General features: G+C 30.7%; 10 protein-coding genes and 1 tRNA gene. 5 read left to right on the top strand and 6 right to left on the bottom strand.

Annotation, left to right across the window (positions count from 1 at the left end):
• Positions 1-31: 31 nt before the first annotated feature.
• Positions 32-1135 (bottom strand): cobalt-precorrin-5B (C(1))-methyltransferase, encoded by a 1104-nt coding sequence (locus ACW9XA_RS04755; protein ID WP_457763236.1) that lies wholly within the window; start codon positions 1133-1135, stop codon positions 32-34.
• Between the two features lie 79 nt (positions 1136-1214).
• Between ACW9XA_RS04755 and ACW9XA_RS04750 the strand changes: the two genes are divergently transcribed.
• A complete protein-coding gene (locus ACW9XA_RS04750) occupies positions 1215-2075 on the top strand; it encodes an SDR family oxidoreductase (RefSeq protein WP_457763235.1) in 861 nt (286 codons plus the stop codon).
• Here the strand turns inward: ACW9XA_RS04750 and metK are convergent.
• Complete coding sequence (gene metK / locus ACW9XA_RS04745; protein ID WP_457763234.1) at positions 2061-3227, bottom strand: methionine adenosyltransferase; 1167 nt, start codon at positions 3225-3227, stop codon at positions 2061-2063. The genes ACW9XA_RS04750 and metK overlap by 15 nt on opposite strands.
• A 15-nt stretch (positions 3228-3242) precedes the next feature.
• Complete coding sequence (locus ACW9XA_RS04740; RefSeq protein ID WP_012214473.1) at positions 3243-3488, bottom strand: U6 snRNA-associated Sm-like protein LSm6; 246 nt, start codon at positions 3486-3488, stop codon at positions 3243-3245.
• 108 nt (positions 3489-3596) lie between these two features.
• Here ACW9XA_RS04740 and ACW9XA_RS04735 point away from each other — a divergent pair, with 108 nt between their 5' ends.
• Positions 3597-4256 (top strand): ATPase domain-containing protein, encoded by a 660-nt coding sequence (locus ACW9XA_RS04735; protein WP_457763233.1) that lies wholly within the window; start codon positions 3597-3599, stop codon positions 4254-4256.
• Positions 4257-4354: 98 nt separating this feature from the next.
• Complete coding sequence (locus tag ACW9XA_RS04730; protein WP_457763232.1) at positions 4355-7096, top strand: DEAD/DEAH box helicase; 2742 nt, start codon at positions 4355-4357, stop codon at positions 7094-7096.
• On the opposite strand, the gene ACW9XA_RS04725 is transcribed toward ACW9XA_RS04730, so the two are convergent.
• Positions 7093-8490 (bottom strand): single-stranded DNA-binding protein, encoded by a 1398-nt coding sequence (locus ACW9XA_RS04725; RefSeq protein ID WP_457763231.1) that lies wholly within the window; start codon positions 8488-8490, stop codon positions 7093-7095. The genes ACW9XA_RS04730 and ACW9XA_RS04725 overlap by 4 nt on opposite strands.
• A gap of 223 nt (positions 8491-8713) precedes the next feature.
• Between ACW9XA_RS04725 and ACW9XA_RS04720 the strand changes: the two genes are divergently transcribed.
• Positions 8714-9652: an ABC transporter ATP-binding protein gene (locus ACW9XA_RS04720; RefSeq protein ID WP_457763230.1), complete on the top strand. Its 939-nt coding sequence runs from the start codon at positions 8714-8716 to the stop codon at positions 9650-9652.
• Positions 9636-10397: an ABC transporter permease gene (locus ACW9XA_RS04715; RefSeq protein ID WP_457763229.1), complete on the top strand. Its 762-nt coding sequence runs from the start codon at positions 9636-9638 to the stop codon at positions 10395-10397. Before ACW9XA_RS04720 ends, ACW9XA_RS04715 begins: the two co-directional genes overlap by 17 nt.
• A 3-nt stretch (positions 10398-10400) precedes the next feature.
• On the opposite strand, the gene ACW9XA_RS04710 is transcribed toward ACW9XA_RS04715, so the two are convergent.
• Both ACW9XA_RS04710 and ACW9XA_RS04705 read right to left on the bottom strand, forming a co-directional pair.
• A tRNA-Gln gene (locus ACW9XA_RS04710) sits at positions 10401-10473 on the bottom strand.
• 71 nt (positions 10474-10544) lie between these two features.
• On the bottom strand, positions 10545-11573 hold the full coding sequence (locus ACW9XA_RS04705; protein ID WP_457763228.1) for a DUF354 domain-containing protein: 1029 nt from the start codon (positions 11571-11573) through the stop codon (positions 10545-10547).
• Positions 11574-11588 lie beyond the last annotated feature (15 nt).

Here is an 11588-nt window from a genome sequence, read left to right as displayed (position 1 = left end):
ATTCAAAATCTTTTGACTTTAATAAAATACCTTACTGTTCAGATTTTCTAGCTAAAACTTTTCCTTCAAAATCAAACAATATCACATCAATTGGAACTTTTTCTTCAGAATGTTTTCTCATATGTTTATACGTCTCGCCACAAATCAAATCAAAAAACCCCTCAATTTTATTTTCTTGAACAATCTCTGAAACATGTCTTGCTGTATTTGCTTTTTTTATCTCTTGAATTACACTTTCACTAGCATTGCATTTTCTAGCTAACTCTGCTAGAAAGCTCATATCTACTTTAGACCCTTTAACATGAGTTTGTTTTACACCAGCTGCCATTTTTGCTATCTTCCCAATAAAACCAACAACATACGCTCTTTTGATATTCTTTCTACTGCATTGTTGAATCGTATATCCTGAAAAATCACCCATTTGCACAAAACAATGAACTGGTAAATCTACAATTTTCTTTGCAAAATCTTCACTTCTTCCTCCTGTTGTTAGAACAACGGTATCATTTCCAACTGCAATTGCAACATCCAAGTTTTGTCTTATTGATGCTGCATATGATGCTGTAGAAAATGGAATTACAATTCCACTGGTTCCTAAAATTGAAATTCCATTTATGATACCTAATCTTGGATTATCTGTTTTAGGACCTAATTCTTTTCCTTTAGGAACTGAAATAATCACTTTGATTCCTTTTTCTAAAAGAACTTCTTTTCCAATCTCTCTTAGATTTTCAATAATCATTTTTTTAGGAACTGGGTTTATTGCAGGTTTGTTGATTTCTAAACCTAATCCTGGCTTAGTTACAACACCTACTCCTTCCCCACCATCAATTTCAATCTCATTTATTTTTTCAGTAAATGATAAATCTACAATAATTTCTGCTCCATGAGTAACATCTGGATCATCTCCTCCATTTTTTATTACAGAACATTTTGCTTTATCCGATTCAAAATGACATGAATGTATTGGAATTTGAACATATGATCTTTTTGGCAATAAAATATCTACATTCTCAATTTTTTTTTGGCCAATTATTGATAGTAATGCTGCTTTTGATGCTGCAGTCGCAGAACTTCCTGTAGTATAACCTGTCTTTAATTTTGTCTTTTCCTCTTTCACATTAATTGTATTCATTTTGTAGTATTAACTCTTATTTCACAATTTTTGAAGATTATTCAAATAGATTTAAAATTAAAACAAACTTTGTTCTATTATGGTAGAAAACCTAAAGATTGTTGTTACTGGAGCTAGTGGTTTTGTTGCAAAAAATCTTAGAAAATATTTATCAGAAAAAAATATTGACTTGATATCAATATCTAGAAGTAACTTTAAGAATTTTAAATGTGAAACTAAAATTATTTCAAAAAATTATAACGAAAAAGACATTCTAAAAAAGATCAGAAACTCAGATGCATTAATTCACCTCGTTGGAATAGGAAAACAGTCTGTAAATACAGATTTTGATTTGATAAATACAGATTTAACAAAACATATAGTAAATCTATGTAAAAAAGCTAAAGTCAAAAAAATTGTCTATCTGAGCGGACTAGGGGTTTCACCAAATACATCTTTAGGTTATTTTATTTCAAAGTATAATGCGGAAAGACAAATCACTAATTCTGGTTTGGATTTCACAATTTTTAGACCTTCATACATTATTGGAAAAGATGATTTATTATCAAAACACCTTAAAAAACAAATGAAATCTGGAGAGATCAAAATTCCTGGTTCTGGAAAATATCTAATTCAACCAATATCTATTTCTGATGTTGTAAAAGTAATTTTTGAATCAACATATACATCAAAATTTAGCAATGAACTCATTGATCTTGTAGGGCCTGATTATGTCTCTTTTGAAAAATATGTTAAACTCTTTTCTAAAGGAACTGATGTCAAAATTAAAAAAATCAATCTAGAAGATGTATATCGTGATGCCATCACCAATCCAAAATCCGATTTTGGAATTGATGATCTAAATATTCTAATAGGCAGTTTTAAAGGAAATCATAAAAAATTATCTAAAATATCTAAAATTAAATTTCAATCTATAATGGAATTACTACAATCTGACTGATTGTCTTAATTTTTCAGCTTTGTCTGTTTTTTCCCAAGTAAATTCTGGCTCATTTCTTCCAAAATGACCATAAGATGCAGTTTTTCGATAAATTGGTCTCTTTAAATCCAATTGTGAAATAATTCCTGATGGCTTCATATCGAAATTCTTTCTTACTAAATCTTCAATCTGATTTTCAGGAATTTTGCTTGTTCCAAATGTATTGACATAAAGTGATACTGGTTCTGCAACTCCAATTGCATATGCAAGTTGAACTTCACATCTATCAGCTAATCCTGCTGCAACTAAATTTTTTGCAATATATCTGCACATGTAACATGCAGATCTATCTACTTTAGATGGATCCTTTCCTGAAAAAGCTCCTCCCCCATGTCTTCCAAACCCACCATAACTGTCAACAATAATCTTTCTTCCAGTTAATCCTGCATCACCATGTGGACCACCTATTACAAATTTCCCTGTAGGATTGATGTGAATTTTAATATCGTTATTCCATAGATTGCCTAAAACTGGTTTGATAACTTTTTCAATAATCTCTCTTGAAATTTCTTCTTGAGAAACTTCTGGTGCATGTTGTGTGGAAACCACTACTGTTTCAATTTTGGTAGGTTTATTGTCTTCATATCTAACAGAAACTTGTGTTTTTCCATCAGGTCTTGCCCAAGGAAGAACATTGTTTTTTCTAACTTCAGCTAATTTTTGTGCTAGTTTTTGTGAAAGCAAAATCGGCATTGGCATGAGCTCTTTTGTTTCATTAGTAGCATATCCAAACATCAAGCCTTGATCTCCTGCACCTTGTTCTTTATCTTCAGTTGCTGTGACACCTTGACTGATATCTGGACTTTGAGAATGAAGACGTAAAGTTACTTCACAAGATTCAGTATCAAACATCAAATCTTTGTTATCATACCCAATTTCTCTGATAGTTTTTCTAACTAATTCTTCTTGAGCTTTTTTATCAAAATTTGCTTTAGATGTTACTTCACCTGCAACTGCTACAAAATCAGTAGTAACCAACGTTTCAACAGCTACCCTTGAATCTGGATCTTGTCTAAGATATTCATCTAAGAATGCATCAGAAATATTATCACATATTTTATCTGGATGACCTTCTGTTACAGATTCAGATGTAAATAGAAAATTATTGGTCATACAACCACCCGTTAACTAGAGTTCATTTTCTAGTTTGATAAATAATACATTGTTGCCCCTTACAATTACTCTACCATAATTTGCAATTGTTTTACCTTCATGAAGCTCTTCTGCATCAGTCATTATCAAGTTCATGTAAGAATCAACATTATCCATTTTACCTTTATACTCGACTTCGTTTTTCAGTCTTACAGTTACTTTCTTCTTAGTACTTTTCTGAAGAGTTGTTAGAGGTCGTTTTGCACTGTTTGATTGGGACACTAATTGTTCACTTGTTTTGCAACTTTGTTATCTAGCATAAAAGCCTTACCTCTTTTGCAAAAATTGAAATTCCTTAAATTTTTTCTCCTTTTTCTAATAATTATCCAAATGATTTCTACAGGTTTACAAAAATTAGACAAATTCTTGTCTGGAGGAATTCCTCATAGTGTGATTGTAGATATTTTTGGTGGAGGTGGAACTGGAAAAACTCTACTATTGTTACAATTATTGATTAATTCAATTAAAAACGGCGGTCATATTTTGTATCTAGACACATCTGGTGGATTTAGACCTGAACGTATATTAGAAATTCAAAAAGAATCTAAAATAGAGATTGATTTACTTGAAAAAATCACAGTATCAAGAATTACCAATACTTCAGATCAAATCAAATCCATCAAAAATATCGAAGAAAATAATTTTACCCTAATAGTAATTGATAATATTACTGATTTATTTTCTTATGAATATCAAAATGAAAAATCTATTTTTGAAAAAAATTCATTGTTTATGAAATACATGCATGAATTATCAAAACTAGCCATAAGAAAAAAAATCCCAATAATTGTCAGTAATATGATTAGAAACATGGATGACAAAGAGATTGAAAATATGCAAAATGCAATTGATCCTTTTACACATATCAAAATTCATCTTTTTAAAAATTCATCAAAATTCAATGGTGAAATTTATTGGGCATTAAAAAAAGAAACCTTTTCTTATACCATTACAAAAATTGGACTTGTTGATCATACTGAAGATTTTTAATGGTCTACTTTTAGGTTAAATAATGGCAGGAATTTTTGATTCAATCCCAATTATCACTGTAGCTTTATTTGCACTTGGCTTAGTTGGTGTAATTGTTTATGAAAAAACAAGATCAAATGAACCAACTCAATCCAATTCTTGATTCTTTATTTGGAAAATTTGGATTTTCTAAACTAACTGAAATTCAAAAGAAAGCATCACCAATAATTTTACAAAAGAAAGATTGTCTTGTGATTGCACCAACAGGTTCCGGAAAAACTGAATGTTCTGTAATTCCAATCTTTTCGCTTTTAAAAAATTCTAAAAAGATTGGAAAAATTAAAGCTCTCTATATTACTCCACTAAGAGCATTAAATCGAGATGTATTTAGGAGAATTACAACATATGCACATGAAAATAAATTAACGATTGAAATTCGTCATGGAGATACTAGTCAAAAAGACAGAAAAAAGATCACTGAAAATCCTCCAGATGTACTAATTACTACACCTGAAACTATGGTGATTCTTTTAACACAGGTCAAAATGTTAAATGCATTATCTGAGTTGGAATGGATTGTAATTGATGAAGTTCATGAGTTACTATCTAGTGAACGTGGTTCTCAATTATCATTAAGTATTGAAAGACTTGAATTGAACTCAAAATTTCCGCTTTCAAAAGTTGGATTATCTGCAACTGTTGGAAATTTTGATGAAGCAGGAAAATTTGTTGTAGGAACCAAGCGTAAATGTGAGATAATTAGAGATACTTCTGTAAGAAAATATGATGTCGAAATCAAATATGTTGATGGAACAATTTCAGACGTAGCAGAAAAAATTACTGAATATGTATCAAAAATGGATTTAGATTCACCTATTCTTCTTTTCACAAATACTCGAGGAGAAGCTGAATTTTTAGCATCAATATTAAAAGAAAAATCATCCATTCCTATTGAATTACATCATGGCTCTCTCTCAAAAGAAGTAAGAGAAGAAACTGAATTAATTTTGCGTGAAGGAAAAAGTGGTATTGTAGTGTGTACTTCTTCACTGGAGTTGGGATTAGATATTGGTTCAGTTGAATTAGTAATCCATTATGGTTCTCCAAGACAAGTTTCAAAATTTGTACAAAGAATAGGTAGAAGTAAGCACAATAGAAATGAATCAGCTCAAGGATTAATTATCACAAATAATCCTGATGATGAATTTGAAGCACAAGCAATTCTTGATCGAATTCAAGAGGGTTCTATAGAAGAACAAAAAATTCACGATGGCTCCCTTGACGTTTTAGCACATCATTTAGTAGGATTATCCATGCAAATTGGTGAAATTTCAGTTGAGCAAGCTTTTGAATTAGTAACAAAGGCATATCCTTTTAGGAATTTAAAAATTAAAGATCTAATCGATGTTTTAGATTTACTTGATTCAAATTACTTGATATTTTTTGATAGAACAAAAATGACTTTCTGGAAAAAAGGCCGCTCATTCAAATATTATTTTGAAAATCTTTCAACCATTCCAGATATTCTCAAATTCAAGGTTTTTGACAGCGTTGGAAAAAAAATCATTGGATCTTTAGATCAAAGATTTGTAGGTGATTTTGGCGACTCTGGAAATATTTTTGTCTTAAAAGGTTCTCAATGGAGAATTCTCAATGTTGATGAAAAATCACTCAGTGTAAATGTTGAACCTTTTAGAGGAGCTGGAATCACTGTTCCATATTGGGAGGGTGAAAATATTCCAATTGACTACAAAACTGCAAGTAAAGTAGGAAATTTTCGTAGCAAAGTTAAGAATGGAAATTTTAAACTAATTAACAAAATAATTGAAAAATTGAATTTTGATGTAATTCCTGATGAAAACAATATTGTAATTGAATCAAATAGATCTCAAGGATCAATTGTAATTCATTCTTGTTTGGGAAGCAAAATTAATTCAACATTAGCCACATTACTTTCTTCAATGCTTTCGGCAATGTTGGGAACTATGGTTGATTCTCGTTCTGATGGATATAGAATTGTTTTGTCTTCTAGATCTAGAATTTCAGAAAAATTATTCATAGATATTCTAAAAGACGATTATGATTTACAGTCTATAGTTAGTGCATCTTTAACAGGAACCCACAATGTAAATTGGAGAACATGGTGTGTTGCAAAAAAATTTGGTGTGGTTGGTAGAGGTGCAATATATGAAAAAAAATCTGCCAGATTTTTGTATGAGCGATATTCTAAAACAGTACTTGTTAATGAAGCTCTTCGAGAATTATTTCATGATAAATATGATCTCAAAAATTCTGAAATAATTCTAAAAAAGATCAAAGATGATAAAATTCATGTCATATGGTTGGAAGTTGATCAATTTTCAAAACTGGCAGAACCCATATTAGATCATACTGCAAAATATTATTCTTCTCCTGTAAATCTTGACAAGGGAATTCTTGATCTTGTAAAAGCTAGATTAGAAAAGACAAAACATCGTCTGATTTGCGCTCGTTGTGGAAAATGGGAACGTGTGTTTCAAACATTTGAGGTAAAAAATTCACCAATATGTCCATATTGTAAAGCTAGACAAATTACTGCAACATATTATTCTGATTATGATTTACCTAAAATCATAAGAAAAAAACATGATGGAAAAAAACTGTCTGCAGATGAAAGGCACAAATTTGATCGTGCATGGAAAGTTGCATCTTTAGTAGAAAACTTTGGAAAGATTGCCATTACTGTGATATCTGGATATGGAGTTGGTGCAGATACTGCAGCAAGAATCTTGAGAAACATGGTTGATGAAGAACATTTATTCAAACAAATCTATGAGGCAGAAAGACAGTATGTAGTAACCAGAGGTTTTTGGGATTCTTAATTCTTCTTTGTAATTTTAGAGAATGGGGTGATAAACAACTCTATTCTTCCTTCTAATCCTGCTTTTGCATTTAATCCTGTAATGGAAATAATTTCTCCTAATTCACACTTGTCGATTATTCTTGCTTGATTTCTCCAACCCTTAACCCAAATTTGCCCTGTATCGTCTTCAACAAACATCTCTGAAAGTGCTATTGATTCTCCTGATTTTGTCTGAACTTCGCGTCTTTCAGGAACTTTTAACACAATTGCTTCAATACAATAATTTTCATCCGCCTTGACCTCATTAATTTTTGTTCTGAGTTGAGATAATGAAGGAATTGATTCATCGTTATCTAATTTTCTAACAAAGGAATTTTCATCCAAAGTAATTGAATTTCCATAAACTTTTGATGGCATGCATTCTATTACATCTCCTTCTACACAGATACTAGTTGAGTTTGAAAAATCACTAATATTGAATAAATTCTTTTTATTGTCAACTGCTAAAATTAGATTTTTTCCATTTTCTGTTGGTGATATAGATAGAATTCTAGCAATTACTGGTTCTGCTTCTTTGCCCCCCTCAATTTCAATAATTGTTGCATCATTTCCATGAATTTCCAATCCTTGATTTCCTGATTTTACTCTGACACCTAGTAATCTCACCTTGGCTGATTGTGAAATCATATTTGGGATAGTTGATTCATCTTTACCCCATAACACTACTCTCATTGCACTCCCATCTTTTCCTTTCAGTCTCATTCTCAGTGCTTTTCCAGGCATACCACGAGAATTTGTAAATTCCATTCCAGTAATTATTCCATCAATTGTTCCTGAAACTACTAAATCTTTTTCTCCCTCATGAGATTCACTCACATCTTTTGTAATAGTGTCTATTGTGGGAATTTCACTTTTCGTATCTGTAGTTTCTATGTTTGATCCAGAACCGATGTTTATGGTTGGAGAACCATCAAGATCTGATTTAACATAAGCTTTGATAATTTTGATTAAATCTCCCGGTTTTAGATTTTCAATTCCTGGAAGATTTGCTTTTTCATCCCATAATTTTACACTGGCAGTTGAATTTGTATCATAGACAGTCATTGTCCTTAGATAAAATGGAGAGCCATCTTTCCTAGAAAATTGTTTTGCAGGTGAAAGATTCAAAACCCTAGTTTCTAATGAAATTTCTTTTGCTCCTGCATATAGATCCTTTAAACTAATCTCCGTTTTTTGTGGTTCTGATAATGTTATTCCATAGTCTGAAGCGATTAAAAATAATGCACCCTGATCAGTCAAATAACCTGCTCCAATCTTTTCTTTTTTCTGTTTTATCTTGTCTTCAAGTTGTTCTTTAGTTAATTCCGGTTTTTGTTCTAAAAATTTATTGATAAGATTCTCAAATTCTGACAACTCAGTTTTGCTAAACTCATTCTATTAATAAAAATTTCATTCTTTTGTCAATTTGATTTAATGAAAAAATGATCGCTATAACGTACTGATTTTATATTTTTACAAAATTCTATAATAGTTCTATTAATTTTCTACATTGTTTTATCTTAATTAATTCAATTCTTCTAAAATATGCCGTCACTTATCTCACTAACTAAATTAATAGGGAGATCGCAGTTTTATCATGTCTTGTATTGATGTCAATCATCTTTCAAAATTATATGGTTCAGTTAATGCAGTGTCTGATCTGACTTTATCTGTAAAAGCAGGTCAGGTTTTTGGATTTTTAGGTCCTAATGGAGCAGGAAAATCAACAACGATAAAACTTCTAACTACTCTTATTCCGCCTACTACTGGCTCATTAACTATTTTAGGTATTGATGCTATCTCAAATCCTCTCAAAATTCGTCACAAGATTGGTGTAGTTTTACAGCAACCTAGCTATGAGCCTACACTCTCGGTTGAAAAATCACTTGAGAAATACGGTATGATGTGGAATGTTCCTAAAATTGAGCGTAAAAAAAGAATGGAACAACTTTTGAAAGACTTTGATCTTGTTGAGATTCGTAAGAAACGAAATGAGGATCTATCAATTGGTCAAAGAAGGAGAGTGCAAGTTGCACGAGAATTCATGCATGATATGGAGCTGTTATTTTTAGATGAACCAACAGTTGGATTAGATCCTAGTGCAAGAAGAAAGTTATTAGATTATTTAAAAAATAAGGTTAAAACAGGTTTAACAATATTTTACACAACACATATTCTATCTGAAGCTGAATATCTCTGCAATCAAATAGCAATTATTGATAAAGGTAAAATTATCACTGTTGATTCTCCAGATGCTTTAAAAAATAGATTTGGAAAAGAAAAAACTATTAAAATTCATTTGTTGGAAAGAAAATCTGAAATTATTTCTCTTTTATCCAAAATACCAGACTGTAAAATTGATTTTGAAACTGGAACTAATATTATTATTCGTTCAGAACAGTCTGAATTAGTATTGTTACAAATTCTAAAGGTGCTTTATGATAATAAAATCGATATCGAAGACCTCTCTGCTGTACCAACAAATCTTGAGGAGATATTTTTAAACATGGTAAAAGAAAATGCATCCAATAATTAGATTAACTAATAGAAATCTTACGATTTCTCTTAATCCTGGATTTTTAATTTGGCAAATAATTTTTCCTTTAATCTATATTTTTGTAGCAGGATTTGCATATGCTCCATTGATTAATGCAGTTCCATTTGGAAATAAAGATCTTGATTATCCTGCATTTTTAGCTTCAGGTATGATTGGATTTAATATTATGAATAGCACTCTAATTTCTGGCATTATAATTTGGAATGATAGAAAATATGGTATGTTTGAACAAATTATGTCCGGCCCGTTCACTAGAAGTCATTATATTCTTAGTAATATTTGCACAATAGGCATAATTGGAATAGTTAGCGCATCTCTAATAGCCGTTGTTGGATATCCTGTATTTTTTGAATCTGTAGAATTTTCATTAGTGACAATTCCAATAATCATTTTTGGGGCTATTACTGGTTCAGTACTTTTTGGTTCTCTAGCATCAATAATATCTACCAGATTACGCTCAAGTGAAGGATTTAATGTAATAATTAACACAGTTTTTCTTTTCTTTGCTTTTGTTAGCACTGCATTTTATCCCGCAGATGGCGCACCTGAACCATTACGAACAGCATTTTATCTTAATCCCCTGACATATTTAGTTGATGTAATTAGAGCTGGAATTTTTGGAACTGTTACTGAATTTGTAATTGTCGAAATGATAATTCTTGTTACTATTGCATCAACTTTATTTGCAGTTGCCTCAAAACTTCTTATAAAATTAAATTTTTGAAAGTAGCCCGGCCCAGACTCGAACTGGGGTCAAAGGCTTCAAAGGCCTCTATGCTTGACCGCTACACTACCGGGCTGCTAAACCAAACACTCTAGCTCCCTTAATGAACTTTTTTTCTAATATTGGTCCAAATAATATGTACATGTGTTATGGTTTCAATTCTTTAATCAGTTTTTTAATAGGATCTTCCATTTCTGAAACAAATTTCTTAACTCTTATCTGATGTTTTTTGGAAGATGATAAAAGAATTTTGTTAATGTGATGACTAATTTTAGATGGATCTGTTTCTCTTTTCACTATATGTTTTTTCACTAAATGTGCTTCAATTATGTTTGGAACTGCATTATACGAGATTGTAGAAACTCCTAATAATGCAGATTCTGCAGTCATTGTTCCACCTGAACCTATGAATACATCTGTATTTTTTAACAAATGTTTTCCATCAAATGACATTTTTACAATTTTTGCTTTTTTACCAAATTTACTTTGAAGATTCTTAATTTGTTCTGGATATCTTGCTAAAATAACAATATTTTCATTTTCAAAATCAATTATGATCTTATTTATTATTGATAAAATATTACTTGATTTTAATACATATGATGCATGTTCTTCCGCCATTCTGACCAAAATTCTTTTTCTTTTATTATTTGGAAATGGTAAAATATTATTTTCATCAATTTTTCTCTTAATTGTAACATATGCATCAATGGCTTTGTATGAGATGATATTTTCTTTTTTAATTCCATATTTTGAGAATTCTTTTTTTGATATAACGTGTGGAATTAACAATTTTTGGATTAATGGCAGTGTTAATCGCATCACTGCATCAGCATGTGGAGAATCACAAAACGCTACGTGTTTTATTCCTAATCCAAAAGATATTCTTGCTGCTTCTGGAGAGCAAAAGCTAATCACAATATCTGGTGAAAATATCTCAATTTTTTTAGATAATTTTTCTATTCTATCAATACTGGCTCTGAGTTTAGTTTTTTTGTCATTCCCACCATGCTTTCCAACAAAAACAAGGTCAAAATTACGAATTTTTGCTAGTTTTGAAACTTCTCCATAGTATCTTGAAGTACACAAAAGATCGTGTTTTTTCCTTAATTTTTCAATTATTGGTTCAGAAAACAATAATTGTTTTGGTGTTAGAATATCAATCCAAATTTTCAAGTAATTTCCTAACTA

The sequence above is a fragment of the Candidatus Nitrosopumilus sp. bin_6a genome (genome assembly GCF_054095695.1).
This window is presented reverse-complemented; position numbering and strand designations above follow the sequence as displayed.